The sequence below is a fragment of the Rhizobacter sp. genome (assembly GCA_019635355.1).
Lineage (GTDB): Bacteria > Pseudomonadota > Gammaproteobacteria > Burkholderiales > Burkholderiaceae_C > Rhizobacter.
Genome location: JAHBZQ010000001.1, coordinates 1,034,535 through 1,060,387, shown reverse-complemented (window position 1 = coordinate 1,060,387; position 25,853 = coordinate 1,034,535). Strand labels below are relative to the sequence as shown.

Below are 25,853 nucleotides of genomic sequence, written 5' to 3'. Positions count from 1 at the left end.
AAGGAGCTTCCTGAATGTTGACCGAAGACGGCAAACACCTCTACGTCTCCTGGGACGAATACCACCTGTTGATCGAGCGCCTGGCGCTCAAGGTGCATGCATCGGGCTGGCAGTTCGACCAGATCCTGTGTCTAGCGCGTGGGGGCATGCGCCCGGGTGACGTGCTGTCGCGGGTGTTCGACAAGCCGCTCGGCATCATGTCGACGAGTTCGTATCGCGCCGAGGCCGGCACCATCCAAGGCCGGCTCGACATGGCGAAGTACATCACGCTGCCCAAGGGCGAGCTGGCGGGTCGCATCCTGCTGGTGGACGACTTGGCTGACTCCGGCGTCACGCTCAGGGCGGTGGTGGAGCGCCTGCGCAGCATGCCGGCCATCACCGAGCTGCGCTCTGCGGTCATCTGGACCAAGGGCGTGTCGAGCTACACGCCCGACTACTACGTCGAATTGCTGCCCACGAGCCCATGGATCCATCAGCCGTTCGAAGAGTACGACGAGCTGCGCCCGGACGGCCTGGCGCGGAAGTTTGCGATCTGATTGACCGCCTGCGCGTTCAGGTTCAGGTGCGGCGAGGCGGCAACGATGGCCCCATTCAACGCATCAACAAACGAGCGCACAAACAAAAAGGCCTGCATGATGCAGGCCTCTTCATTCCACGCTTTTCTTTTTCTATCTCTTCAACCACTTGGTGCCCAGGAGAGGACTCGAACCTCCACGGAGTTACCCGCTAGTACCTGAAACTAGTGCGTCTACCAATTCCGCCACCTGGGCATTTCAGGAAGTCTTGGACTATATCATCAAACAATCGAAATTTTCAAACACGACTGCCATCGGCGCTGAGCTGATGAGCGAAGTCGAAGGGACAGTGCAAGGTCATCGCGATGGACACGGCTTCGTCGTGCGCGATGACAACCAGCCCGATCTCTATCTTTCGCCGCAGGAAATGCGTGCGGTGCTGCATCGCGATCGTGTGAAGGCGCGCGTGGTGCGCTACGACCGCAAGGGCCGCCCCGAGGGCCGCGTGCTCGAGATCCTCGAGCGCCGCAAGACGCCCATCATCGGCCGCCTGCTGCACGAGAGCGGCATCTGGCTCGTGGCGCCCGAAGACAAGCGCTACGGTCAGGACATCATGGTCCCGAAGAACGCGATCGCGAACGCGACCGCAGGCCAGGTCGTCGCCATCGAGCTGACCGAGCCCCCGTCGCTGTATTCGCAGCCGATGGGCCGCGTGACCGAAGTACTGGGCGAGATCGACGACCCCGGCATGGAGATCGAGATCGCGGTGCGCAAGTACGAAGTGCCGCATCGTTTCTCGCCGGAGACTCTGGCGCAGACGGCCAGCCTGCCCGAGAAGGTGCGCCCCGCCGACAAGCGTGATCGCATCGACCTCACCGACGTGCCGCTCGTCACCATCGACGGCGAAGACGCCCGTGACTTCGACGACGCTGTGTATTGCGAGCCCGCGAAGCACGGCCGTGGCAAGAGCGCGTTCGACGGCTATCGCCTCGTGGTGGCGATCGCCGACGTGAGCCACTACGTGAAGCCCGGTGAGCCGCTGGACGACGACGCGTATGAGCGCGCCACGTCGGTGTACTTCCCGCGCCGCGTGATCCCGATGCTGCCGGAGAAGCTCTCCAACGGACTGTGTTCGCTCAACCCGAACGAAGACCGGCTGTCGATGGTGTGCGACATGCTCATCACGAAAGAGGGCGACATTCACGCCTACCAGTTCTTCCCGGCCGTGATCTGCTCGCACGCGCGCTTCACGTACAACGAGGTGGCCGCCATCCTGGCGAACACGCGCGGTCCGGAGGCGGCACGCCGCAAGGACCTGGTGCCGCACCTGCTCCACCTGCACGAGGTCTACCGCGCCCTGCTCAAGGCCCGCGCCAAACGCGGAGCGGTCGACTTCGAGACGACCGAGACGCAAATCATCTGCGACGACAACGGTCGCATCGAGAAGATCGTGCCGCGCACGCGTACCGAAGCGCACAAGCTGATCGAAGAGGCGATGCTGGCCGCCAATGTGTGCTCGGCCGACTTCATCGCATCGGCCAAGCATTCGTCGCTGTACCGCGTGCACGAAGGGCCGACACCCGAGAAGAAGACGCTGCTGCAGAACTACCTCAGGCAGCTCGGCCTCGGCATGAACGTGGGCGACGATCCGAAGCCCGGTGAGTTCCAGGCCATCGCCGCCGCGACCAAAGACCGCCCCGACGCCCAGCAGATCCACACCATGCTGCTGAGATCCATGCAGCAGGCCATCTACACCGGCGTCAACAGCGGCCACTTCGGGCTGGCCTACGAGGCCTACACGCACTTCACGAGCCCGATCCGCCGTTACCCCGACCTGCTGGTGCACCGGGTCATCAAGGCGCTGCTGTTGGGCAAGCGCTACAGCCTCCTGAGCGGCCATATCGAGGCTGCGGGCAAGTCGAGGAAGAACTCGCACGCGGAAGAAGAGCGGTGGGAAGGCGTGGGCGCACATTGCAGCGCGAACGAGCGCCGTGCAGACGAGGCCTCGCGTGATGTCGAAGCCTGGCTCAAGTGCCGCTTCATGCGCGAGCACCTGGGTGAGGAGTACAGCGGCACGGTGAGCGCCGTGACGAGCTTCGGGCTCTTCGTGACGCTCGACAGCTTGTACGTCGAAGGCCTGATCCACATCACCGAACTCGGCGGCGAATATTTCCGCTTCGACGAAGCGAGACAGGAACTGCGGGGCGAACGCTCCGGTGTGCGCTACGCCATCGGGTCTCGCGTGCGTGTGCAGGTGAGTCGCGTCGACCTTGACGGCCGCAAGATCGACTTCCGCATGGTCCACGAAGGCGAAGACGGCGTGCTGCAGGCGCGTGCGAAGCGCGACAAGGCGGGTGCCGGCAAGGGCGCCGTCGCCGAGCTGGCCGCGGTGAAGGAGGCCGACCGTGCGGTGAAAGCCGCGACGAGAGCCCGCAAGGAGAGCGTCTCCGGCAAGAAGAGCGGCGCACACCCGGTGCGTGCGGCCAAGTCGGCGGCCCGCAAAGCCAGCGGCAAGACGGCGCGCCGGCGCTGAGCCCTCAGCGCTGCGGCGCTGCGCTGTGCATGGCCTCGATCAGATCGGCCGCCCGCAGCGGCGCCGTTGGGCTGCGCTCGGCGGCCAGGCCGTGCAGCCAGGTGGCATGACGGGCTGCATCCAGCGCGTTGCTGCCCGACGCCGACCAGCAGCCGCCGATCCATCCTGCGAGCACGTCGCCTGTGCCAGCGCTCGCGAGGGCGGCGTTGCCGGTGCCATTGATCCACAGCGTGCCGTCGGGGGCTGCAATCACCGACCCCGAGCCCTTCAGCACAACGACGCTGCCGAATTGCTGCGAAAGACGGCGAGCGGCGGCGAGGCGGTCTGACTGCACGCTCGTGGTGTCGGTATTCAAGAGTCGCGCGGCTTCGAGAGGATGAGGGGTCAGCACCGTTTCGCGCTGACGCGAACGACGTGCCGACAAAAGGCTGGCCAGTGTGGGATCGGCCGACACCGCATTCAGGGCATCAGCATCCAGCACCAGCCGGCCGGCAGTGCTCAACAAACGAGGCAGTGCCTGGCGGATCGCCGTGCCGCCGCCGCAGCCGGCGACCACGGTGCTCGATTCGGCGGTGGCGGGCTGCCACCAGCCGGGGCGGACCATCAGCTCGGGCCGTCCGGCATCCAGCCTTGCCGCGGGGTCGAGCATATCGACGTACACGCGGCCGCTGCCCGCTGCATGCGCTGCACGCGCAGCGAGCCATGCCGCACCCGCCATGCCCGCGGCGCCGCCGACCACGGCGACGTCGCCGAAGCTCCCTTTGTGCTGGGCATGGCGGTGGTGGTGAGCCAGCGCTGGAGCACCACCGAGCCTGGTGCTCGCGCCATCGTGTGTGACATCCAAGGACTCGAACCACACCTCGCCCGCATGGTCTCGCCCCGCGCCTGTGAAGAGACCCGGCTTGAGCGTCAGCAGCGACAGCGTGTGATCCGCGACGACGCAGGCCTCGCCATGCGCCTGTCCAGTGTCTGCATTCAATCCGGAGGGCAGATCGACCGCCAACACCGGGCAGGTGAGGGCATTCAGGGTTTCGATGAGCGCGGCAAGCTCACCGGCTGGCGGCCGGCGGCTGCCCAGGCCCAGCACGGCATCGATGGCGACATCGGGTGCGCGGGCAGGCCGGGTACTTGTGCCGACCGGGACGCCAGCCGCGCGCGCTCGCGCGTAGGCATCGGCCGCATCCGCCGGTAGCTGTGCGGGGTCACCGATCAACGTGACGTCGACCGACCAGCCTGCGGCAAGCAGATGGATCGCGGCATCCAGCCCGTCGCCGCCGTTGTTGCCGGGGCCGCAGGCGATCCACACGCGTTGTGCGTGCGGATGCAATGCGCGCGTGAGTGCGGCAACTGCCGCGCCCGCTCGCTGCATCAGGGTGTGAGGTGGCAACCCCACCTGCGCCTGCTGCTCGATCAGCCGCGACGCGGCCACATCGTGCAGAGGCCAGTCGCGCCGGGTGGGCAGGATGCGCTGCATGGCTCAGTGCCGCAGGCGTTCGAGGCCGAGGCCTTCGGTGTCGATGGCGGCAGCGCGCGATGACACCGCATCGGCCACCACACGAGCCGAGCCGCAGGCCAGCGCCCAACCGCTGGAGCCGTGGCCGAGGTTGAGCCAAACCCCCGGCAGGCCGCTGGCTCCCAGCAGGGGGGGGCCGTCGGGGAGCATGGGGCGCGCGCCTTTCCACACCTGGGCCTGGCTCATGTGCGCGGCGCCGGGGAACCAGTCGTTGAGCACCTTGTAGAGCGTGGCGAGCGCCGCCTTGTGATGCTGCCCGGGCCGGCCGCCGATCTCGGCGCTGCCAGCCACGCGCAGGCGCGAGCCGATGCGGCTGACGGCGACCTTGTAGCGCTCGTCCATCACGGCCGAGCGCGGGCCCATGTCGGGGTGCACGTCGAGCTTGCGCAGCGGCGCCGTGACCGAGTAGCCATACACCGGCGCCAGCGGCAGCTTCAAGCCATGCGGGCGCAGCAGCGTGGTCGAGTCGACGGCGGCGCAGATGACGACGGCGTCGAAGGTCTCGGTCTCGGGTTCGAAGGGCAGCACGTCGGTCGGTGGGCCGTCGAGGCGCGCGGCGTCGGCGCTCACCCAGGTCGATTCCTCCATCGGCGAATAGACCTTGGTCAGCGTCGGCCTGCTGCCCGGCATGAGGCTCTGCACGGTGGTGTGGAAGCGGAACTTCGCACCCAGGCGCTCGGCCTCGGTGCGCAACAGCAGCGCGAACTGGCGACAGTTGCCCACCTCGTCTTGCGGCAGATGGATGCCAGCGTGCAGCGGTGCGTCAGCGCTCAGCCCCGGCTCGACCTGGCGGCATTGCGAAGCGTCGAGGAAGTGGTGCCGGATGCCGGCTTCAGTCAGCAGGGTCAGGCCGGCTTGTGCGCGCTCGGCTTCGCGCGCGCTGCGCAACAGCACGAGGTAGCCTTCTGCACGCTCATAGTCGAGCTGCAAGGTCTGGGTGAGTTTGTGCAGACGCTGCTTGCTGTAGGTGGCCAGACGCCGCAGGTGATTGCGGTTGCTTCGATAGGCGGCCGGGCGGCAGGCTCGCCACCAGCGCCACATCCAGCCGAGTGTCGACGCGCTCAGGCGCGCGTTGAGCCGCACCGGTGCGTGGCGTTGAAAGAGGTGGCTCATCACATGCCACGGCATGCCGGGCGAGGCCCAGGGGGTCACGTAGCCGGGCGCGATCACGCCGGCGTTGGCGAAGCTTGATTCGGCGGCGACGCTGCCGCGCCGCTCGAAGACCGTCACATCGTGTCCATCAGCCGCCAGCTCATAGGCAGACGTCACGCCGACGATGCCGGCGCCGATCACGGCGACGCGCATCAGGAGCGCTCCTTCGCAAGCGTGGCTTCGATGGCGAGCGAGGCGTCGAGCACGGTGTCGTCTTGGAGTGCGTGGCTCCAGACCATCAGGCCCACGGGCAGCTCATCCGGCGTGTGGCAGGGGAGGGACAGTGCGCAGCCGTCGAGCATGTTCACGACGGAGGGGTTGCGCAGCAGCAGGGTGTTGGCGGCGAAGAAGGCCTCGTCGCTCGCCACGCTGGCGATGGTGGGTGCGACGATGGGGACGGTGGGGCTGATCAGCGCGTCGTAGCGGCGCAGCGTGAGGGTCATGCGGGCAATCCAGTCGGCGCGGGCGCGCGTGAGGTCGAGGTAGTCGGCGGCCGACATCGTTTCACCGCGGCGGATGCGCAGTGCGACTCGTGGGTCGTAGTCGGCTTGGTGTTCTTTCAAGAGATGGCGGTGCCAGGCCCAGCTTTCGGCGGCAGAGAAGCCACCGGTGGCGTTGATCGCGGCGAGGTCGCCGAGTTCGGGCAGGGCGATGGTGTCGATCTGTGCACCGGCTTGTCTGAGCCTGGCGACGGTGCGCTCGAAGGCGCGGGCCACGGTCTCGTCCAGGCCCTCGAGTTGCGGCGCGGGCACGGCGAGCCGGAGCGCATTGATCGGGCGGCCGGGCAGGCTGGCGCTGCGTGCGGCCAGCACTTCGTGCAGCAGCACCGCATCGCGCACCGAGCGGGTGATGGCGCAGGCGGTGTCGAGAGTGGTCGACAGCGGAATGGCGCCCTCGGTGGGTGTCAGCCTGGCGGTGTTCTTGAAGCCGACCAGCCCTTGCAGCGCGGCGGGGATGCGGATCGAGCCGCCGGTATCGGAGCCCAGGGCGGCCCATGCCGCGCCGCTGGCGACCGAGACGGCGCCGCCGGAGGTCGAACCGCCGGGGATGCGCGGTTCAGGATCGAGGGCCGACGTGCCTGCGTTCGCCGGCGTGCCGTGGTGAGGGTTCAAGCCCACTCCGGAGAACGCGAACTCGGTCATGTTGGTGTGGCCGGTGAGCGCGGCACCGGCGGCGCGCAGTCGTGCGACCGCAGGGCTGTCGGTCTGTGCCTCGGGCGCATCGGCCAACACGCGGGACGCGGCCGTCGTGGTGTGGCCTTGCACGTCGAACAAGGCCTTCACGCTCACCGCGAGGCCTGCGAGGGCGGGGAGTGGCGCGCCGGCCGTGTGCAGCCGATCGACGCTGTCCGCAGCGGCCATCGCCTGGGCATCGAAGCGCTTGAGATACGTCTTGGCGTTGGCGGCGCTCCCGGCGGCCTGCAAGCTGGTGGCCAAGGACTCGGCGGCCGTCGTGCGCCCTTGCAGCAGGGCGGCTCGGGCGGCGGTCAGGTCATTCGTCATGGGTGGGAGAGTGCCTGCTATACTCCGCGGGTTTACCTGAGTGCCGCCCATGTCGGGCTGGCGTGGGTGAACAAATCGCGAATCCGGCCGTTGAAGGTGTCGCCCGCTTTACGAAAAAGCGCTGGCGATTCTGGCCGGATTCTAGAACCAACCTTTGGAGTGATTCATGTCCGTCACCATGCGTGAAATGCTGGAAGCCGGCGTCCATTTCGGGCACCAAACGCGCTTCTGGAACCCCAAGATGGCCCCGTACATCTACGGCCATCGCAACAAGATCCACATCATCAACCTCGAGAAGACGCAGCCGCTCTTCCTCGACGCGATGAAGTTCATCCGCCAGCTCGCCGCCAAGCGCGGCACGATCCTGATGGTCGGCACCAAGCGCCAGGCGCGCGAAGTGATCGTGCAGGAAGCCAAGCGCGCCGGCATGCCCTACGTCGACCAGCGCTGGCTCGGCGGCATGCTGACCAACTTCAAGACGGTCAAGGGCTCGCTGAAGAAGCTGAAGGACATGCAAGCCCAGGTCGAATCGGGCTCTGAAATCCGTATCAAGAAGGAAGCTCTGCTGTTCCAGCGCGAGCTGGCCAAGCTCGAGAAGGACATCGGCGGCATTCAAGACATGAACGCCCTGCCCGATGCGATCTTCGTCATCGACGTCGGCTACCACAAGATCGCCGTGGCTGAAGCCAAGAAGCTCGGCATTCCCGTGATCGGCGTGGTGGACTCCAACCACTCGCCCGACGGCATCGACTACGTGATTCCGGGCAACGACGACTCGTCGAAGGCCGTCGCGCTGTACGCCCGTGCCGTGGCTGATGCCGTGCTGGAAGGCAAGGCCAACGCCACGAACGAAGTGGTCCAGGCTGTGTCGGCCGAAGGCGACGAATTCGTGGAAGTCAGCGAGAACGCCTGAGCGGCTCGCCCCGACTCACCTGCCGGGTGAGCATGAAAAGGGGCTTTGACAGCCCCTTTTTTTCAACCAACGCATGACGATTCCGGTGGTCGGCGCCTGCAGTCGACCCCGAGCAACAGGAGATTTGAGATGGCTGCAATCACCGCAAGCATGGTCGCCGAGCTGCGCGCCAAGACCGACGCCCCGATGATGGAGTGCAAGAAGGCACTCACCGAAGCCGACGGCGACTTCGACAAGGCGGAAGAGCTGCTGCGCGTCAAGCTGGGCAGCAAGGCCGGCAAGGCTGCTTCGCGCATCACCGCCGAGGGCGTGGTCGCCGCGGCCGTGGAAGGCACGACAGGTGCCATCCTCGAAGTCAACTGCGAAACCGACTTCGTCACCAAGAACGACTCGTTCCTGGCCCTCGCCAAGGCTGCGGCCGAGCTGATCGCCAAGAGCAACCCGGCCGACGTGGCGGCGCTGGGCGCGCTGCCCTATTCGCAAGACGGTTTCGGCCCGACCCTGGAAGACGTGCGCAAGGGCCTCGTCGGCAAGATCGGCGAAAACATGTCGTTCCGCCGCTTCAAGCGCTATTCCAATGGCGGCAAGCTCGCCAGCTACCTGCACGGCACCCGCATCGGCGTGGTCGTCGAGTTCGACGGTGATGAAGTCGCGGCGAAGGACGTGGCCATGCACGTGGCCGCCATGAAGCCGGTGTCGCTGTCGGCGAACGACGTGCCGGCCACCCTGATCGAGAAGGAGCGCTCGGTCGCGTCGCTGAAGGCTGCCGAATCGGGCAAGCCGGCCGACATCGTCACCAAGATGGTCGAAGGCTCGGTGCAGAAGTACCTGAAGGAAGTCAGTCTGCTGAACCAGGTGTTCGTGAAGGCCGCTGATGGCAAGCAGACCGTCGAGCAGTACCTCAAGTCGACCAACACCACGGTCAAGGGCTTCACGCTCTACGTGGTCGGTGAAGGCATCGAGAAGAAGGTCGACGACTTCGCTGCCGAAGTGGCGGCGCAAGTGGCGGCTGCCAAGGGCGCCTGAAACCCACACTGAGCCGTCGCACGCCGGGCCTTCGGGCCCGGCTTCGCGGATAGACTCAATCCACCCCGTCCTGACCGCAAGTCCGTCTGACCACAAGTCGACTTCACGAGGAAACTGAATGCAAGCCTACAAGCGCATCCTGCTCAAACTTTCTGGCGAAGCCCTGATGGGCGACGATGCCTATGGCATCAACCGCGCGACCATCGTTCGCATGGTGCGCGAGATCCAGGAAGTGACGCAGCTCGGGTGCGAAGTGGCGGTGGTGATCGGCGGGGGCAACATCTTCCGCGGCGTGGCGGGCGGCTCGGTCGGCATGGACCGGGCGACGGCCGACTACATGGGTATGCTCGCGACGGTGATGAACTCGCTGGCGCTGGCCGACACCATGCGGCAAGAGGGCATGACGGCGCGCGTGATGTCGGCCATCGGCATCGAGCAGGTCGTCGAGCCCTACGTGCGCCCGAAGGCGCTGCAATACCTCGAAGAAGGCAAGGTGGTGGTCTTCGCTGCCGGCACCGGCAACCCCTTCTTCACCACCGACACGGCCGCGGCACTGCGCGGCGCCGAGATCGGCGCCGAGATCGTGCTCAAGGCCACCAAGGTCGACGGCGTCTACACCGCCGATCCCAAGAAAGACCCGAGCGCCACGCGCTACAGCCGGGTCACGTTCGACGAAGCCATCACCCGCAACCTGCAGGTGCTCGACGCAACCGCCTTCGCGCTGTGCCGCGACCAGAAGCTGCCGATCAAGGTCTTCAGCATCTTCAAGGCCGGCGCGCTCAAGCGCGTGGTGCTGGGTGAAGACGAAGGCACTCTGGTGCACGTGTGAGGCAGGAGCACTGAAATGAGCATCGCAGACATCCGCAAGAACGCAGAACAGAAGATGGCCAAGTCCATCGAATCGTTCAAGAACGAACTCGGCAAGATCCGCACCGGCCGCGCCCACCCTGGCATCCTCGACCAGGTGCAGGTCGACTACTACGGCTCGATGGTTCCCATCAGCCAGGTCGCCAACGTGAGCCTGCTCGACGCCCGCACGATCAGCGTGCAGCCCTGGGAAAAGGGCATGGGCCCGAAAATCGAGAAAGCCATCCGCGAGTCGGACCTGGGGCTCAACCCCGCCGCACAAGGCGACCTGCTGCGTGTGCCGCTGCCGGCATTGACTGAAGAGCGCCGCCGCGATCTGACGAAGGTGGTGCGTTCGGCCGCTGAAGATTCGCGCATCGCGGTGCGCAACCTGCGCCGCGACGCCAACGACCAGGCCAAGAAGCTCCTCAAAGACAAGCTCATCACCGAGGACGACGAGCGTCGCTCGCTCGACGAGGTGCAGAAGCTCACCGACCGCATCATTGCGGAAATCGACCGCCTCACCTCGGCCAAGGAAGCCGAGATCATGGCCGTCTGACACACAGCGCCTTCGTGGACTCAGCGCAGCGCGTCCCACGCCACATCGCCATCGTGATGGATGGCAATGGCCGCTGGGCCAAGAAGCGCTTCATGCCCCGCTTCGTCGGGCATAAGTTTGGGGTCGACGCACTCGTTGGGGTGGTGAAGGCCTGCGCTGACCGCGGGGTTGAGTACGTCACGGTGTTCGCGTTCTCATCCGAGAACTGGAAGCGCCCGGCCGATGAGGTGTCGGGGCTGATGAGCCTGGCCATTTCCACCGTCTCGAAGCACCTCACCAAGATGGTGGGCGAGGGCGTGCGCATCCGCATCGTCGGGGATCGTTCCCACGTCGCGCCCGCGGTGCGCGCGGCGCTCGACCGTGCCGAGGAGTCCACGCGCCACAACACCCGCATCAACCTGTCGGTCGCGTTCAACTACGGCGGCCGCTGGGACGTGGTGCAGGCCTGCCAGAAGGCGATCGCCGATGGTGTGGCACCGGAGGCTTTGGACGAGGCCACGCTCTCGCGCTACATGGCGATGAGCTTCGCGCCCGACCCCGATCTCTTCATCCGCACCGGCGGCGAAAAGCGCGTGAGCAATTTCCTCCTCTGGCAGTCGGCGTATTCGGAGTTCGTGTTCAGCGACTGCCTCTGGCCCGACTTCGGCGAGGCTGAACTCGATGCGGCACTGGCCGATTACGCGCGGCGCGATCGCCGCTTCGGGCTGGTGTCGTCGGCCGACGCCGCGGCACTGGCGAAGGCCTGACACCATGTTGAAGCAACGTGTCATCACCGCGGTCGTCATGTTGCTCGTCTTGCTGCCGGCGCTCTTTGCGCCGATGGCCTGGCCGTTCGCCCTGCTGATGCTGGCGATGGCGGGCGCCGCGGCCTGGGAGTGGGGGCGCCTCAACGGTGCATCTTCCGCGGCTGCGGTGGCGATGGGCCTTGTGACGGCGGCCGCCTGCGGCGTGGCGCTGTGGGCGGGCTGGGTGCGCGTGGGGCCGAGCGCGGCCTGGTGGCTGGCATTCGCCGTATGGGTCTTGGGTGGTGCGCTCGCGCTGAAGGTGGGCGTCGGATCATGGCCGCACCTGCCTCGCGTGGCCCGCTGGCTGATCGGCATGGCCGCGATCTGGACGGCCTGGCTCGCGCTCTCGAGTGCCAAGGCGGCCGGCATCAACTTCCTGCTCTCGGTCTTCTGCCTCGTCTGGGTGGCCGACATCGCCGCCTACTTCGGCGGCAAGACCTTCGGCCGGCGCAAGCTCGCGCCCGCCATCAGTCCCGGCAAGAGCTGGGAAGGGGTGTGGTGCGGGATGGTCGGCGTGCAAGCCCTGGCCTGGGCGTGGACCTGGGCTGATCGTCACTGGCAGCTGCCTGCCGTCGACTCGGCCAGCCTTTTCACTGTGCTGCTGGAGCGCCTGGGCGTGCCGGGGCTCGTGCTGGCGCTCGTCTTCCTTAGCGCGATGAGCGTGGTAGGGGACCTGGTCGAATCGCTCGTGAAGCGCAGCGCCGGGGCCAAGGACAGCAGCAACCTGCTGCCAGGGCATGGTGGGGTGCTCGACCGGGTCGACGCACTGCTGCCTGTGTTTCCCATCGCGATGGCGCTGAGCACGCTCGGCAATTTCTGAGCAAGCTCATGCAATCGACTTCCTCCGCGCGGCAGCGCGTCTGTGTTCTGGGTTCGACCGGCAGCGTGGGTGCGAACACGCTCGACGTCATGTCGCGTCACCGCGAGCGGTACGACGTCTTTGCGCTGACGGCGCACAGCCGGGTCGACAACCTCCTCGCGCAGTGCGTGGAATGGAAACCGCGCTACGCGGTGATCACCCAGCCCGGCCTTGCCAAGGTCCTGCGTGAAGGCCTGAAGGCCGCGGGCCTGCGCACGGAGGTGCTCGAAGGCTCGGGCGCCCTGTCGCTGGTGGCGGCGCACCCTGATGTGGATTCGGTGATGGCCTCCATCGTCGGAGCCGCGGGGCTGGAGCCTTGTATCGCCGCGGCGCGGGCCGGCAAGCGCCTGATGCTCGCCAACAAGGAGGCACTCGTCGTGGGTGGCGCGTTCTTCATGAAGGCGGTGAAGGAGGGCGGCGCGACGCTCCTGCCCATCGACAGCGAGCATTCCGCGATCTTCCAGTGCCTGCCCGAGGACCGCAGTACCTGGGGCCGGCGCATCGACCACATCGTGCTCACCGCGTCAGGCGGGCCCTTCCGCCAGCGCGACCCCAAGACACTCGGCAAGGTCACGCCCGATGAGGCCTGCGCCCACCCCAACTGGGTGATGGGCCGCAAGATTTCGGTCGACTCGGCAACCATGATGAACAAGGCACTCGAGGTCATCGAGGCGCGTTGGCTCTTCGACCTCACACCGGAACAGATCCGCGTCGTGATCCACCCGCAGAGCATCATCCATTCGATGGTGGTGTGTCGCGACAACTCGGTGCTCGCCCAGCTCGGCACGCCCGACATGCGCGTGCCGATCGCCTACGGCCTGTCGTTCCCCGAGCGCATCGAATCGGGAGCGAGCGCGCTCGATTTCACGACGCTGGCATCGCTGCAGTTCGAGCCGGCCGACATGCAACGCTACCCCGGCCTGCAACTGGCGTGGGACACCTTGCGTGGTGCAGAGGGCAGCACCGCGGTGCTCAACGCCGCCAACGAGGTGGCGGTGGCAGCGTTCCTCGCGGGAACCATCCGCTTCGACCAGATTCACAGCGTCAATGCGCACACGCTCGATGCGATCACGCCTTCGTTGGATGCCTGCCGTTCGATCGAAGGGCTGCTCTCGCTCGACGCCAGCGCGCGCCGCGCGGCCGAGCAGCAGGTGAGCCGCCTGCGCACGCCATGACCACCGTTCTCGCCTTCATCCTGACGCTGGGCGTGCTCATCGTCATCCACGAGTACGGCCACTATCGGGTGGCTCGTGCGTGCGGGGTGAAGGTGCTGCGCTTCTCGGTCGGTTTCGGAAAGGTACTGTGGCGGCGTCAGCCGCGGCCGGGCGGCACGGAATTCGTGCTGTCGGCCTTGCCCCTCGGCGGCTATGTGCGCATGCTCGACGAGCGTGAGGGCCCCGTCGAGCCGCAAGAGCTGCACATGGCCTTCAACCGCAAACCGCTGCGCCAACGCGCCGCGATCGTCGCGGCCGGGCCGGCGGCCAATCTGCTGCTCGCAGTGCTGCTGTATGCCGCACAGCACTGGGTCGGCGTCGAAGAGCCCAAGGCGCGGCTCTCTGCACCGGTCGCGGAGAGCGTGGCCGAGCGTGCCGGCATGCGCTCGGGCGACTGGGTGCGCGCCTGGTCGACCGATGGTGCCGACTGGGAAGACGTGCGCTCGCTCACCGACCTGCGCTGGCAGGTCACCCATGCCGTGCTGGAGGGGCGCAGGATCCAGCTCCTGGTGACCAATGGCGAGGGCCATGCCCAGCGCACCGTCGTGCTCGAGCTCGACAAGCTGAATGCCAAGGACGTCGACGCCAAGCTGATGCAAAGCATCGGCCTGGGCGCACCCTACCGCGGTGACGCGCCCTTGCTCGCCTCGGTCAAGCCGGGTGGTGCAGGCGCTTTGGCCGGGCTCAAGGCGGGCGATGTGGTGCTGAGCATCGATGGCACGCCGATGCGCACCATGGACCAGCTCTGGCAGACCATCCGCGCGAGCGCCGATCGCCGCTCGACGGACCCGCAGCGCTGGTCGGTGCAGCGCGACGGGCAGGTGCTCGAGCTGGCGGTCAAGCCGGCGATCGTGACCGATGGCGACAAACGGGTCGGCCGCATCGAGGCGGGCCTCGGGCTGCCGATCGAGATGGTGACCGTGCGCTACGGTCTGTGGGACGGCTTCGCGCAGGCCGCGTCTCGCACCTGGGAGGTCTCGGCGCTCACGCTGCGCATGCTCGGCCGCATGTTGATCGGCGAGGCCTCGCTCAAGAACCTGAGTGGTCCGCTGACCATTGCCGACTACGCCGGCCAATCGGTGAAGATGGGCCTCGCTTACTATCTCGGTTTTCTCGCGGTGGTCAGCGTGAGCCTCGGGGTGCTCAACCTGCTGCCCTTGCCGGTCCTCGATGGTGGGCACCTCATGTACTATCTTTTCGAAGCCGTGACGGGGCGACCGCCCTCTGATGCGTGGTTGGATCGATTGCAGCGCGGTGGTGTGGCGCTGATGCTCGTGATGACGTCGCTCGCCCTCTACAACGACGTGGCCCGGATCCTGGGCCTGCACTGAATACTGCATGCGCACTCTCCCTGTCTCGTCACGCCTCCGCCTGTCGTCCGTCCGTCCGAGCATCCTCTCGATTGCCCTGGGGCTGGCTTTGCAGTCCGGGTCGGCCTGGGCCGTGGCTCCGTTCGTGCTGAAGGACATCCGCGTCGAAGGCCTGCAGCGCTCCGACGCCGGCACCGTGTTTGCCTCCTTGCCGTTCCGCATCGGCGACACCTACACCGATGAAAAGGGCGCTGCCGCCTTGCGCGCACTGTTCGCGACTGGTCTCTTCAAGGACGTGCGCGTCGAGGTCGACGGCGACGTGGTCGTCGTGATCGTCGACGAGCGCGCCGTCATCGCCAACATCGACTTCGTGGGCCTGAAGGAATTCGACAAGGACGTGCTCATCAAGTCGCTGAAAGACTTCGGCATCGGCGAAGGCCTGCCCTTCGACAAGGCCCTGGCCGACCGCGCCGAGCAGGAGTTGAAGCGCCAGTACCTGACGAAGAGCCTCTATGCCGCCGAGGTGGTGACGACCGTCACGCCGCAGGAGCGCAACCGCGTCAACGTGACGTTCACCATCACCGAAGGCGGCCCTTCGCGCATCCGCGACATCCGCATCCTCGGCAGCAAGGCGTTCTCGGAAAGCACGCTCACCGGGCTGTTCGACCTCAACGACGGCAGCTGGCTCAACTGGTACACCAAGGGCGACCGCTACTCGCGCTCGAAGCTCACGGCCGACCTGGAGACGCTGCGCTCGTACTACCTCAACCGCGGCTACCTCGAGTTCGCGATCGAGTCGACCGAAGTGAGCATCTCGGGTGACAAGCAAGACATCACCATCACCGTCAACATCCGCGAAGGCCAGCCGTACACCGTGACCGGCGTGAAGCTGGAGGGCGACTACCTTGGCAAGGAAGACGAGTTCAAGTCGCTCGTCAAGATCGAGCCGGGCGAGCCGTATCGCGCCGAATCGGTCGCCGAGACCTCGAAGGCCTTCACCGACCGCTTCGGCACCTATGGCTACGCATTCGCGCGCGTCGACGCACGCCCCGAGATCGACCGCGCCACCGGGCAGGTGGTGCTCGTGCTGGTGGCCGATCCGCAGCGACGCGTCTACGTGCGCCGCATCAACGTCGCCGGCAACAGCCGCACCCGCGACGAGGTGATCCGCCGCGAGTTCCGGCAGTTCGAGTCCTCCTGGTACGACGGCAACCGCATCAAGTTGTCGCGCGACCGGGTCGACCGGCTGGGCTACTTCAAGGAAGTGAACATCGAGACCAACGAGGTGCCCGGCTCGCCCGACCAGGTGGACCTCACCCTGACGGTGGTCGAGAAGCCGACGGGCAACCTGTCGCTGGGGGCCGGCTTCTCCAGCGCCGACAAGCTCGCGTTGTCGGCGTCGATCAAGCAGGACAACGTCTTCGGCACCGGCAACTACCTCGGCATCGACATCAACACCAGCAAGTCCGCCCGCACGCTGGTGGTGAGCGCGGTCGACCCGTACTTCACCATCGACGGCATCTCGCGTGCAGTCGACGTTTTCTACCGCACCCAGAAGCCGATCAACAGCCAGGGTGAGGAGTACGAGTTCATCACGCCGGGCGCGTCGATCAAGTTCGGGGTGCCGTTCAGCGAATACGACACGGTCTTCTTTGGCGCCGGCATCGAGCAGACCAAGATCAAGGGCGATCTCCTGCCCAGTACCTACTGGCTGCAGAACCAGCAGTACGGCGAGAAGAGCACCTCGGTGCCGATCACCATCGGTTGGACGCGCGACGGCCGCGACAGCGCCCTGGTGCCCAACGAAGGCAGCTACAAGCGCATCAACGTCGAGTGGGGTGCCGCAGCCGACACCCGCTACCTGCGCAGCAACCTGCAATACCAGCACTACTGGCCGCTGACGAAGAAGTACACCTTTGCCGTCAATGCCGAGCTGGGGTGGGGCGAGGGCTTGCAAGGCAAGCCCTACCCGGTGTTCAAGCGCTTCTACGGTGGCGGCCTTGGTACGGTGCGCGCATTCGATCAGGGGACGCTTGGCCCCGTGGACGTGACCGGAGCCTTCGTGGGCGGGACGAGGCGCCTGAACCTCAACAGCGAGCTCTATCTGCCGGTGCCCGGGGCGGGCAACGACCGCACCCTGCGCTTCTTCGCGTATGTCGACGCCGGCAGCGTCTGGGACAAGGACTGGCCCTTCGACCCGCTGCGCGTCTCGGCGGGTCTCGGCCTCAGCTGGGTCTCGCCGGTCGGCCCGCTCAAGCTCAGTTGGGGCAAGCCGATCCGTTACGAGCGCACGGATAGAATCCAGCGTCTCCAATTCCAGATCGGGACCGCGTTCTAATGAGCCGCTCATCCATCAAGTCGGTGTTCTCTGCCGTCTGCCTGGTCGTTGCCGCCTCGCTCGCGCACGCCCAGGACCTGAAGATTGCCTACGTCAACAGCGACAAGGTGATGCGCGATGCGCTCCCCAACCAGGCGGGGTGGGTGAAGCTGGAAGCCGACTTCAATCGGCGCGAGAAGGAACTCACCGAACTCAACAGCAAGCTCAAGGCCGCCGCCACCAAGCTGGATCGCGAAAGCCCGACCTTGCCCGACGCCGAGCGTGACCGCCGCCAGCGCGAGCTGATCGACCAGGACCGCGAACTGCAGCGCAAGCAGCGCACCTACCGAGAAGACCTGGCCCAGCGCCGCAACGACGAGATGATTGCCCTGCGGGAGCGCGTGCTGACGGTCGTGCGCCAGATCGCCGAGCAGGAGCGCTACGACCTCGTGGTCCAGGAAGCGTTCCACGCCAGCGCGCGTGTCGACATCACCGACCGCGTGATCAAGGTGCTCAACGCACAAGGCGGAAAGTGATCGGTGGCTGAGGCGGCCACACTGGGTGAGATCGCCGCGCACCTGGGTGGCGAGCTGATCGGCGACCCGGCCCACCGCATCACGCGCATCGGGCCCCTGGAAGGCGCCACGCCGTCCACCATCTCCTTTCTCTCCAACATCAAGTACCAGAGCCAGCTGGCTGGCTCTGAGGCGGGCTGCGTGATCGTCGGCCCGGGTGCCCGCGATGCTGCCATCGCGCGCGGCGCGACGATCGTGACGGCCGATGCCTATCTCTCGTTTGCGCACCTCACGCAATGGTGGGCCGCGCGCAGCCGGCCGCGTGACCTTCCCGGTATCCACCCGAGCGCTGCCATCGACCCCTCGGCGCAGGTGGCCAGGTCGGCGAGCATCGGCCCGTTCGTCGTCATCGAAGCCGGTGCCGTGATCGAGGAAGACGCCGTGATTGGCGCCCACTGTTTCATCGGGCGCGATGCTCGCGTCGGCTGGGGCACCCGCCTCGCGCCACGAGTCAGCCTCATGTTCGGCACCCAGATCGGCGCACGTGGCATCGTGCACAGCGGCGTGGTGCTGGGCGCAGACGGTTTCGGCTTTGCGGCCAGCCCGAGCGGTGCCGTGAAGATCGAGCAGCTGGGCAACGTTCGCATCGGCAACGACGTCGAGATCGGCGCCAACACCTGCATCGACCGCGGGGCCCTCGACGACACCGTCATCGAAGACGGCGTGAAGATCGACAACCTGGTTCAGATCGGACACAACTGCCGCATCGGCGCACACACCGCCATCGCCGGCTGCACGGGCATCGCCGGCAGCTCCATCATCGGCAGCCGCTGCATCATCGGTGGCGCGGCCATGATCACCGGCCACCTCAAGATCTGCGATGGCACGGTGATCTCATCGTGCACCGCGGTGACACGCTCGATCCTCAAGCCGGGAACGTACAGCGGCCTCTTTCCCATGGACGACAATGCGACCTGGGAAAAGAACGCGGCCACGCTGCGCAATCTGCATGCATTGAGGGAGCGCCTGCGCGCCCTTGAAAAGAAGACTCCATGACGACCATGATCGACATCCACCAAATCCTGAAGACGCTGCCGCACCGCTACCCCATCCTGCTGGTGGACCGGGTGCTGACGCTCGAGAAGAACAAGCGCATCCAGGCGATCAAGAATGTCAGCATCAACGAGCCGTATTTCAACGGCCACTTCCCGCATCGCCCGGTGATGCCGGGCGTGCTGATGCTCGAAGCGTTGGCGCAGGCGGCAGCCATCCTCGCCATCGAGACGATGGGCATCCAGCTCGACGACCAGACCGTTTTTTATTTCGCCGGTATCGACGGCGCTCGCTTCAAGCGCCCGGTGGAGCCGGGTGACCAACTGATGCTCGAAGTCGACCTCGATCGCATGAAGGCCGGCGTGTGCCGCTTTGCCGCGCGGGGCCTGGTGGCCGGAGAACTGGCCGTGGAAGCCCAGCTGACCTGCACGATGCGCCGTATCGCGTGATCCGGAAGGGGCTTGCGATGAGCAACAACATCCACCCGACCGCGATCATCGACCCGAAGGCACAGCTGGCCGGCTCGGTGACGGTGGGCCCTTATGCGGTGATCGGCCCCGAGGTGCGCATTGGCGAAGGCACCACCGTTGGCCCGCACTGCGTGATCGAAGGCCGCACGACCATCGGCCGCGACAACAAGTTCTACCAGTTCAGCTCCATCGGCGCGATGCCGCAGGACATGTCGCATGGCGGAGAAGTCACCGAGCTCGTGATCGGCGACCGCAACACCATCCGCGAGTTCTGCACCTTCAACACCGGCACCTTCAAGGAGCAGGGCGTCACCCGCATCGGCAGCGACAACTGGATCATGGCCTACGTACACATCGCGCACGACTCGTGCGTGGGCAGCCACACGGTGATGGCCAACAACGTGACGCTTGCGGGCCATGTGCACGTGGGCGACTGGGCGGTGATTGGTGGCTTGTCGGGCGTGCACCAGTTCGTGCACGTCGGCGCACATGCGATGGTCGGCTTCCAGGGCCATGTGGCGCAGGACGTCGCACCCTTCATGACCGTCGATGGCAACCCGCTGGCAGTGCGCGCGGTCAATCTCACCGGCCTCAAGCGCCGAGGCTTCAGCGACGAACGGCAACGGGTGATCCGGCAGATGCACAAGCTCATCTTCCGCAGCGGGGCTACGCTTGAGCAGGCCAAGGCCGATGTCGAGGGCCTGCGCGGGCAGGGCGGTGACGAAGACATCCAGACGATGCTGGATTTCCTCGCCGCCTCCACCCGCGGCCTCGTGCGCTGAGCCGCGGGGCACCCAATGGACAAGACGACAGGCCCTCGCCTGGGCATGGTGGCCGGCGAAACGTCTGGCGATCTGCTGGCAGGCCTGCTGCTCGGCGGCCTGAAGGCGCGCTGGCCCGAGCTCACCAGCTTCGGCATCGGCGGTCCTCGCATGGCCGAGGATGGTTTCGACGCCTGGTGGCCGCATGAGAAGCTGGCGGTGCGCGGCTACGTCGAGGTGCTGCGGCACTACCGTGAGCTGCTGGGCATCCGCAACGCGCTGGGTGACCGTTTGCTGAAAGAGCGGCCCGATGCCTTCATCGGCGTCGACGCGCCCGACTTCAACCTCGGCCTGGAAACCCGTCTCAAGTCAGCCGGCATCAAGACCGTGCACTTCATCAGCCCGTCGATCTGGGCCTGGCGCGGCAAGCGCATCGAGAAGATCCGTGCCGCGGCTGACCACGTGCTGTGCATCTTCCCGTTCGAGCCCGAGATCTATGCCAGGCATGGCATCGCCGCCAGCTACGTCGGCCACCCCCTGGCCGATGCGATCCCGATGGACGTGCCCCGTGCTGCCTCGCGGGCGGCGCTCGGGCTGGAGGACGACGCCCAGGTGGTCGCCTTGCTGCCCGGCAGCCGGCGCTCCGAGGTCCAGTACAACGCGCCGCGCGTGCTCGCCGCCGCGCAGCTCATGAAGCGCGAGCGCCCCGGCCTGCGCTTCGTGCTGCCCGCGGTGCCGAGCCTGCGCTCGATGATCGACCCGCTGGTCGCGCAGTACGCCCCCTCAACCGGCGTGCAGGTGGTGGACGGCATGTCGCACCAGGCACTCGCGGCCTGCGACGTCACGCTGATCGCCAGCGGCACCGCCACGCTCGAAGCCGCGCTCTTCAAGCGGCCGATGGTCATCACCTACGTGATGCACTGGCTGACCTACCAGCTCATGAAGCGAATGGCCTACCAGCCCTGGGTGGGCCTGCCGAACATCCTGTTGCGGGACTTTGCCGTGCCGGAGTTGCTGCAAGCTGAGGCGACCCCCGACAATCTGGCCCGCGCCGCTTTCAAGTGGCTGGACGACCCCGAAGCCAGCGCATCGCTCGTCCAGCGCTTCGAAGGCCTGCACCAGCAACTGCGCTGCAACACCGCTCAAGCCGCCACCGATGCCATCGAAAAAGTCCTCCGTGCCTGAACAGCTCGGCCTGAGCTTCGATGTCATCGGGCTCGTGGCGGGTGTCGACGAAGCCGGGCGCGGCCCCTTGGCCGGGCCGGTGGTCGCAGCAGCTGTGATCCTGGATGAGCTGAAACCCATCCGCGGCCTCAAGGATTCGAAGCAGCTCACGGCGCTCGCGCGTGAACGCCTCTACGACGAGATCCGTGCCAAGGCGCTGTGCTGCTCGATCGCCGAGGCCTCGGTCGAGGAGATCGACACGCTCAACATCCTTCACGCGACCATGCTCGCGATGCGGCGCGCCGTCGAAGGCCTGCGCCTGAAACCCGGCAAGGTGCTGGTCGACGGCAACCGCCTGCCGGTGCTCAAGATCGCGGCCGAGGCCATCGTCAAGGGCGATGCCAAGGTGAAGTCGATCTCGGCGGCGTCCATCCTGGCCAAGGTGCACCGCGATCGGTTGTGCCTCTCGCTGCACGAGGCGCACCCGCAATACGGCTTCGATGGGCACAAGGGCTACGCCACGGCGGAGCATCTGGCGGCCTTGCGCGCGCACGGTGCCTGCGTGCACCACCGGCGCTCGTTCGCGCCGGTGCGCGAGGCGCTCGAAGGGCCACCCTGACGTGGCCCACGTCAAGGCGATCAGCTCGCGCGACAACCCGTTGCTCGTGCGCCTGCGCAAGCTCGCGAGCGACCCGGCCGGCTATCGCAAGCTCGGCCAGCTCTGGATCGAAGGCGATCACCTCTGCTCGGCGCTGCTGCAACGTGGCGGCCGGCCGGCGCAGGCGGTGATCTCGGAAGACGCCTGGGCGCAACCCGCGCTCAGGGACATCGCCAGCCAGGCGAATGCCGTCGCCGTGCTGCCCGTGGCCTTGATGGCGGGCATCAGCTCGCTCGAATCACCCGCGTCGATCGGCTTTGTGTCCGACTGGCCCGGTGCAGGCGAGCTTCAGCCGCTGGCGCCCACCGTCGTGCTCGACCGGCTGCAGGACGCCGGCAACGTCGGCACCATCCTGCGCACGGCGGCGGCCTTCGGCTTCACCCAATGCGTGGCACTGAAGGGCACGGCGGCGCTGTGGTCAGGCAAGGTGCTGCGTGCCGGCATGGGCGCGCATTTCGGCCTCAACCTCGTTGAGCTGGCCGGTGACGCTCAACTCGATGCCCTGCGCGTGCCCTTGATCGCCACCAGCTCGCATGCTCCGCGCGCGCTGCATGAAGTCGACCTGCCCTGGCCCTGCGCCTGGGTGATGGGCCACGAAGGGCAGGGCGTGTCTGCGGCGCTCGAGGCGCGGTGCTCGCTGACCCTGCGCATTGCTCAGCCGGGCGGCGAGGAGTCCCTCAACGTGGCCGCCGCCGCCGCCGTCTGCCTGTACGAATCGACGCGCCAGCGGTTTTAGTACATCAGCCGGTCGGGCCGGATGTCGCGCAGGATGGTGGTGGCGATCTCTTCGATCGACTTGTGCGTGGACGACAGCCACGAGATGCCCTCGCGGCGCATCATCTGCTCGGCCTGCGCGACCTCGCGTTTGCAGTTCTCGAGGTTGGCGTATTGGCTGTTGGGCCGGCGCTCGTTGCGAATCTCCGCGAGACGTTCGGGCGCAATGGTGAGACCGAAGCATTTCGCCTTGTGCGGCGCCAGGCTCTTGGGCAGCTCGTTGCGATCGAAGTCTTCCGGAATCAGCGGGTAGTTGGCGGCCTTGATGCCGTGCTGCATGGCGAGGTAGAGCGAAGTCGGCGTCTTGCCACTGCGGCTCACGCCAACCAGGATGACGTCGGCCTGTTCCAGGTTCTTGGCCGATTGCCCGTCGTCGTGGGCGAGCGAGAAGTTGATCGCCTCGATGCGGTCGGTGTACTCCTGGCTCTTCGACACATCGGCGAAACGCCCGATGCGGTGGTTGGACTTGACACCGAACTCGGCCTCCAGCGGCTCGATGAAGGTGTTGAACATGTCCAGCACCATGCCTTTGCTGGCTTTGAGCACGCCCAGCATGTCGGGGTCGACCAGCGTCAGAAAAACGACCGGTCGTACACCTTCGAGTTCAGCCGTCTGGTTGATCTCGCGCACCACCTGATGGGCTTTGTCGAGCGTGTCGATGAAAGGGCGCCGCACGTGCCGTGGCTTGCCGGGAAACTGCGCGAGGATCGAATTGCCGAAGGTTTCGGCGGTGATGCCGGTGCCATCGGAGACAAAGTACACAGTGCGATTCGGCATGTGAAAGACGGCCCGTGGAGTGAGGGGGTCGATCATAGGCAAATCGCGCCTAGAATCTTTTTCGACTCTTCCCAGTCGCACCAACGCATGCCACCGCCTGCACTCCAATCACAACTCGACACGCAGCGAGTCGCTTTGCCGCTTGAGCCCCTGATCGGCTCGCGGCGCTGGGAACACCCGGTTTACCAACATCACGGAGTTTTCCCATGTCCACCCCAAACCTGGCGACCGCCCTGGTCGTACCGTTTGAACATCTGAGAATGACCGACGTCGAGTCGGTCGGCGGCAAGAACGCCTCGCTCGGCGAGATGATCAGCCAGCTGGCCGCCTCGGGCGTGCGGGTGCCCGGCGGCTTTGCCACGACGGCGCACGCCTTCCGCCGATTCCTCGCCCACAACGGCCTGGCCGAGCGCATCAACCAGCGCCTAGCCACCCTCAACACCGAAGACGTGCGCGCGCTCGCCGAAGCCGGTGCCGAGATCCGCCGCTGGGTCGAAGACACCCCGTTTCCTGCCGACCTGCAAGAGGCCATCACCGCCGAGTTCGCCAAGCTCACCGCCGGCAACGAAGGCGCCTCCTTCGCCGTGCGTTCGTCGGCCACCGCCGAAGACCTGCCCGACGCCAGCTTCGCCGGCCAGCAAGAGACCTTCCTCAACGTCGTCGGCATCGACGACGTGCTGCACAAGATGAAAGAGGTCTTCGCCAGCCTCTACAACGACCGCGCCATCAGCTACCGCGTGCACAAGGGCTTCGCCCACACCGACGTCGCCTTGTCGGCAGGCGTGCAGCGCATGGTGCGCTCCGACCTCGGCGCGGCCGGTGTCATGTTCACCATCGACACCGAAAGCGGCTTCAAGGACGTCGTCTTCATCACCTCCAGCTACGGCCTGGGCGAAACCGTGGTGCAAGGCGCCGTCAACCCCGACGAGTTCTACGTCCACAAGCCCGCGCTCAAGAACGGCAAGCAAGCCATCATCCGGCGCAACCTCGGCTCCAAGCTCATCAAGATGGAGTTCGCCACCCCCGAGGAAAAGAAAGCCTCCGGCAAGCTCGTCAAGACGGTGGACACCGCCACCGAGCAGCGCAATCGCTACTCGCTCACCGATGCCGACGTCACCGAACTCGCCCAATACGCCCTCATCATCGAGCAGCACTACGGCCGCCCGATGGACATCGAGTGGGGCAAGGACGGCAGCGACGGCCAGCTCTACATCCTGCAGGCCCGCCCCGAGACGGTGAAGAGCCAGCAAGAAGGCAAGGCCGAACAGCGCTACAAGCTGAAAGGCACCGGTACCGTGCTCGCCGAAGGCCGCGCCATCGGCCAGAAGATCGGCACCGGCCCCGTGCGCATCGTGCACAGCCTGGCCGAGATGGACAGCGTGCAGGCTGGTGATGTGCTCGTCACCGACATGACCGACCCCAACTGGGAGCCCGTCATGAAGCGGGCGAGTGCCATCGTCACCAACCGCGGTGGCCGCACCTGCCACGCCGCCATCATCGCCCGCGAACTCGGCATCCCCGCCGTCGTCGGCTGCGGCGACGCCACCGACACCCTCAAAGACGGTGCCCTCGTCACGGTGGCCTGCTCCGAAGGCGACACCGGCTACATCTACGACGGCCTGCTCGAGACCGAGATCACCGAAGTCGACCGTGGCGAGCTGCCGTACTGCCCCATCAAGATCATGATGAACGTGGGCAACCCCCAGCTCGCCTTCGACTTCGCCCAGATGCCCAACTCCGGCGTGGGCCTCGCCCGCCTCGAGTTCATCATCAACAACAACATCGGCGTGCACCCCAAGGCCATCCTCGACTACCCCAACATCGACATCGACCTCAAGAAGGCCGTCGAGTCGGTGGCCAGAGGCCATGCTTCGCCGCGTGCCTTCTACGTCGACAAGCTCACCGAAGGCGTGGCCACCATCGCCGCCGCCTTCTGGCCCAAGCCGGTGATCGTGCGCCTCTCCGATTTCAAGTCCAACGAGTACCGCAAGCTCATCGGCGGCAGCCGCTACGAGCCCGAGGAAGAGAACCCCATGCTCGGCTTCCGCGGCGCCTCGCGCTACGTGAGCGACGGGTTCGGCGACGCCTTCTCGATGGAGTGCGAGGCCTTGAAGCGCGTGCGCAACGACATGGGCCTGACCAACGTCGAGATCATGGTGCCCTTCGTCAGAACGCTCGGCCAGGCCAAGCGCGTGACCGAGATGCTGGCCGAGAAGGGCTTGAAGCGCGGGCACGAGGGCTTGCGCATCATCATGATGTGCGAGATCCCCAGCAACGCGGTGCTGGCCGACCAGTTCCTGGAGTTCTTCGACGGCATGTCGATCGGCTCCAACGACCTGACCCAGCTCACCCTCGGCCTGGACCGTGACTCGGGCATGGAGATCCTCGCGGCCGACTTCGACGAGCGCGACCCGGCGGTCAAGGCGCTGATCTCGCGGGCCATCACGGCGTGCCGCGCGGTGGGCAAGTACGTGGGCATCTGCGGACAGGGGCCCAGCGACCACGCCGACTTCGCCGACTGGCTTGCCGCCGAGGGCATCGTCTCGATCTCGCTCAACCCCGATACGGTGGTGGAGACGTGGCGGCGGCTGGCCACGCGCCGCTGATCGCCCACACACGCCTCGGCGAGGGTAGATG

General features: G+C 66.4%; 23 protein-coding genes and 1 tRNA gene. 19 read left to right on the top strand and 5 right to left on the bottom strand.

Annotated features, from left to right (window positions below; translation table 11 throughout):
- The first annotated feature begins 14 nt into the window (after positions 1–14).
- Entirely contained in the window at positions 15–536 is a 522-nt protein-coding gene (locus KF892_04700) for a phosphoribosyltransferase (GenBank protein ID MBX3624291.1), read from the top strand.
- A 149-nt stretch (positions 537–685) separates the two neighbouring features.
- On the opposite strand, the gene KF892_04695 is transcribed toward KF892_04700, so the two are convergent.
- A tRNA-Leu gene (locus tag KF892_04695) sits at positions 686–770 on the bottom strand.
- Between the two features lie 13 nt (positions 771–783).
- Here KF892_04695 and rnr point away from each other — a divergent pair.
- Positions 784–3,048, top strand: coding sequence for a ribonuclease R (gene rnr / locus KF892_04690; GenBank protein ID MBX3624290.1), 2,265 nt, complete (start codon positions 784–786; stop codon positions 3,046–3,048).
- Positions 3,049–3,052: 4 nt separating this feature from the next.
- Here rnr and KF892_04685 read toward each other — a convergent pair whose 3' ends face one another.
- From KF892_04685 to KF892_04675, 3 genes are read right to left on the bottom strand one after another with little or no spacing between them, the layout of a single operon-like run.
- Positions 3,053–4,522 carry an NAD(P)H-hydrate dehydratase gene (locus KF892_04685; protein ID MBX3624289.1) on the bottom strand — a complete coding sequence of 490 codons (1,470 nt, stop codon included), beginning with the start codon at positions 4,520–4,522 and terminating at the stop codon, positions 3,053–3,055.
- 3 nt (positions 4,523–4,525) lie between these two features.
- The gene (locus tag KF892_04680) at positions 4,526–5,866 is read right to left on the bottom strand and encodes an FAD-dependent oxidoreductase (GenBank protein ID MBX3624288.1); all 1,341 of its coding nucleotides are present in this window, start codon (positions 5,864–5,866) and stop codon (positions 4,526–4,528) included.
- A complete protein-coding gene (locus KF892_04675) occupies positions 5,866–7,215 on the bottom strand; it encodes an amidase (protein MBX3624287.1) in 1,350 nt (449 codons plus the stop codon). Before KF892_04675 ends, KF892_04680 begins: the two co-directional genes overlap by 1 nt.
- Positions 7,216–7,381: 166 nt before the next feature.
- On the opposite strand from KF892_04675, the gene rpsB reads away from it, so the two are divergent.
- From rpsB to KF892_04595, 16 genes are all read left to right on the top strand, one after another.
- Entirely contained in the window at positions 7,382–8,128 is a 747-nt protein-coding gene (gene rpsB / locus KF892_04670; protein ID MBX3624286.1) for a 30S ribosomal protein S2, read from the top strand.
- Between the two features lie 129 nt (positions 8,129–8,257).
- On the top strand, positions 8,258–9,154 hold the full coding sequence (locus KF892_04665) for an elongation factor Ts (GenBank protein ID MBX3624285.1): 897 nt from the start codon (positions 8,258–8,260) through the stop codon (positions 9,152–9,154).
- Positions 9,155–9,272: 118 nt separating this feature from the next.
- On the top strand, positions 9,273–9,983 hold the full coding sequence (gene pyrH, locus KF892_04660) for a UMP kinase (protein MBX3624284.1): 711 nt from the start codon (positions 9,273–9,275) through the stop codon (positions 9,981–9,983).
- Positions 9,984–9,998: 15 nt separating this feature from the next.
- A complete protein-coding gene (gene frr, locus KF892_04655; protein MBX3624283.1) occupies positions 9,999–10,559 on the top strand; it encodes a ribosome recycling factor in 561 nt (186 codons plus the stop codon).
- Between the two features lie 56 nt (positions 10,560–10,615).
- A complete protein-coding gene (uppS, locus tag KF892_04650; GenBank protein ID MBX3624282.1) occupies positions 10,616–11,305 on the top strand; it encodes a di-trans,poly-cis-decaprenylcistransferase in 690 nt (229 codons plus the stop codon).
- 4 nt (positions 11,306–11,309) lie between these two features.
- Positions 11,310–12,164: a phosphatidate cytidylyltransferase gene (locus KF892_04645; GenBank protein ID MBX3624281.1), complete on the top strand. Its 855-nt coding sequence runs from the start codon at positions 11,310–11,312 to the stop codon at positions 12,162–12,164.
- Between the two features lie 8 nt (positions 12,165–12,172).
- Positions 12,173–13,378, top strand: coding sequence for a 1-deoxy-D-xylulose-5-phosphate reductoisomerase (ispC, locus tag KF892_04640; GenBank protein MBX3624280.1), 1,206 nt, complete (start codon positions 12,173–12,175; stop codon positions 13,376–13,378).
- A complete protein-coding gene (rseP, locus tag KF892_04635) occupies positions 13,375–14,748 on the top strand; it encodes an RIP metalloprotease RseP (GenBank protein ID MBX3624279.1) in 1,374 nt (457 codons plus the stop codon). Before ispC ends, rseP begins: the two co-directional genes overlap by 4 nt.
- Positions 14,749–14,755: 7 nt before the next feature.
- The gene (bamA, locus tag KF892_04630) at positions 14,756–17,065 is read left to right on the top strand and encodes an outer membrane protein assembly factor BamA (protein MBX3624278.1); all 2,310 of its coding nucleotides are present in this window, start codon (positions 14,756–14,758) and stop codon (positions 17,063–17,065) included.
- Positions 17,065–17,580, top strand: a complete 516-nt coding sequence (locus KF892_04625; protein ID MBX3624277.1) for an OmpH family outer membrane protein — start codon at positions 17,065–17,067, stop codon at positions 17,578–17,580. Before bamA ends, KF892_04625 begins: the two co-directional genes overlap by 1 nt.
- Positions 17,581–17,583: 3 nt before the next feature.
- Positions 17,584–18,615 carry a UDP-3-O-(3-hydroxymyristoyl)glucosamine N-acyltransferase gene (lpxD, locus tag KF892_04620; protein ID MBX3624276.1) on the top strand — a complete coding sequence of 344 codons (1,032 nt, stop codon included), beginning with the start codon at positions 17,584–17,586 and terminating at the stop codon, positions 18,613–18,615.
- Positions 18,616–18,620: 5 nt separating this feature from the next.
- Positions 18,621–19,061 (top strand): 3-hydroxyacyl-ACP dehydratase FabZ, encoded by a 441-nt coding sequence (fabZ, locus tag KF892_04615; GenBank protein ID MBX3624275.1) that lies wholly within the window; start codon positions 18,621–18,623, stop codon positions 19,059–19,061.
- Between the two features lie 17 nt (positions 19,062–19,078).
- A complete protein-coding gene (gene lpxA, locus KF892_04610; GenBank protein MBX3624274.1) occupies positions 19,079–19,864 on the top strand; it encodes an acyl-ACP--UDP-N-acetylglucosamine O-acyltransferase in 786 nt (261 codons plus the stop codon).
- A gap of 45 nt (positions 19,865–19,909) precedes the next feature.
- Positions 19,910–21,028: a lipid-A-disaccharide synthase gene (lpxB, locus tag KF892_04605; protein ID MBX3624273.1), complete on the top strand. Its 1,119-nt coding sequence runs from the start codon at positions 19,910–19,912 to the stop codon at positions 21,026–21,028.
- Entirely contained in the window at positions 21,000–21,626 is a 627-nt protein-coding gene (rnhB, locus tag KF892_04600) for a ribonuclease HII (protein ID MBX3624272.1), read from the top strand. The genes lpxB and rnhB overlap by 29 nt, the downstream gene beginning before the upstream one ends.
- Entirely contained in the window at positions 21,508–22,401 is an 894-nt protein-coding gene (locus KF892_04595; protein MBX3624271.1) for an RNA methyltransferase, read from the top strand. Before rnhB ends, KF892_04595 begins: the two co-directional genes overlap by 119 nt.
- On the opposite strand, the gene KF892_04590 is transcribed toward KF892_04595, so the two are convergent.
- Positions 22,398–23,216 carry a kinase/pyrophosphorylase gene (locus tag KF892_04590; GenBank protein ID MBX3624270.1) on the bottom strand — a complete coding sequence of 273 codons (819 nt, stop codon included), beginning with the start codon at positions 23,214–23,216 and terminating at the stop codon, positions 22,398–22,400. The two genes, KF892_04595 and KF892_04590, sit on opposite strands and share 4 nt — an antisense overlap.
- A gap of 206 nt (positions 23,217–23,422) precedes the next feature.
- Between KF892_04590 and ppsA the strand changes: the two genes are divergently transcribed.
- Positions 23,423–25,822, top strand: coding sequence for a phosphoenolpyruvate synthase (gene ppsA, locus KF892_04585; protein ID MBX3624269.1), 2,400 nt, complete (start codon positions 23,423–23,425; stop codon positions 25,820–25,822).
- The last annotated feature ends 31 nt before the right edge of the window (positions 25,823–25,853 follow it).

Excerpts from the sequence above, each read along its gene's own strand:
- KF892_04700 (MBX3624291.1), top strand. The coding sequence starts at position 15 with ATGTTGACCGAAGACGGCAAACACCTCTACGTCTCCTGGGACGAATAC.
- KF892_04685 (MBX3624289.1), bottom strand. The coding sequence starts at position 4,522 with ATGCAGCGCATCCTGCCCACCCGGCGCGACTGGCCTCTGCACGATGTG.
- KF892_04680 (MBX3624288.1), bottom strand. The coding sequence starts at position 5,866 with ATGCGCGTCGCCGTGATCGGCGCCGGCATCGTCGGCGTGACGTCTGCC.
- KF892_04675 (MBX3624287.1), bottom strand. The coding sequence starts at position 7,215 with ATGACGAATGACCTGACCGCCGCCCGAGCCGCCCTGCTGCAAGGGCGC.
- rpsB (MBX3624286.1), top strand. The coding sequence starts at position 7,382 with ATGTCCGTCACCATGCGTGAAATGCTGGAAGCCGGCGTCCATTTCGGG.
- KF892_04665 (MBX3624285.1), top strand. The coding sequence starts at position 8,258 with ATGGCTGCAATCACCGCAAGCATGGTCGCCGAGCTGCGCGCCAAGACC.
- pyrH (MBX3624284.1), top strand. The coding sequence starts at position 9,273 with ATGCAAGCCTACAAGCGCATCCTGCTCAAACTTTCTGGCGAAGCCCTG.
- frr (MBX3624283.1), top strand. The coding sequence starts at position 9,999 with ATGAGCATCGCAGACATCCGCAAGAACGCAGAACAGAAGATGGCCAAG.
- uppS (MBX3624282.1), top strand. The coding sequence starts at position 10,616 with ATGGATGGCAATGGCCGCTGGGCCAAGAAGCGCTTCATGCCCCGCTTC.
- KF892_04645 (MBX3624281.1), top strand. The coding sequence starts at position 11,310 with ATGTTGAAGCAACGTGTCATCACCGCGGTCGTCATGTTGCTCGTCTTG.
- ispC (MBX3624280.1), top strand. The coding sequence starts at position 12,173 with ATGCAATCGACTTCCTCCGCGCGGCAGCGCGTCTGTGTTCTGGGTTCG.
- rseP (MBX3624279.1), top strand. The coding sequence starts at position 13,375 with ATGACCACCGTTCTCGCCTTCATCCTGACGCTGGGCGTGCTCATCGTC.
- bamA (MBX3624278.1), top strand. The coding sequence starts at position 14,756 with ATGCGCACTCTCCCTGTCTCGTCACGCCTCCGCCTGTCGTCCGTCCGT.
- KF892_04625 (MBX3624277.1), top strand. The coding sequence starts at position 17,065 with ATGAGCCGCTCATCCATCAAGTCGGTGTTCTCTGCCGTCTGCCTGGTC.
- fabZ (MBX3624275.1), top strand. The coding sequence starts at position 18,621 with ATGATCGACATCCACCAAATCCTGAAGACGCTGCCGCACCGCTACCCC.
- lpxA (MBX3624274.1), top strand. The coding sequence starts at position 19,079 with ATGAGCAACAACATCCACCCGACCGCGATCATCGACCCGAAGGCACAG.
- lpxB (MBX3624273.1), top strand. The coding sequence starts at position 19,910 with ATGGTGGCCGGCGAAACGTCTGGCGATCTGCTGGCAGGCCTGCTGCTC.
- rnhB (MBX3624272.1), top strand. The coding sequence starts at position 21,000 with ATGCCATCGAAAAAGTCCTCCGTGCCTGAACAGCTCGGCCTGAGCTTC.
- KF892_04595 (MBX3624271.1), top strand. The coding sequence starts at position 21,508 with ATGGGCACAAGGGCTACGCCACGGCGGAGCATCTGGCGGCCTTGCGCG.
- KF892_04590 (MBX3624270.1), bottom strand. The coding sequence starts at position 23,216 with ATGCCGAATCGCACTGTGTACTTTGTCTCCGATGGCACCGGCATCACC.
- ppsA (MBX3624269.1), top strand. The coding sequence starts at position 23,423 with ATGTCCACCCCAAACCTGGCGACCGCCCTGGTCGTACCGTTTGAACAT.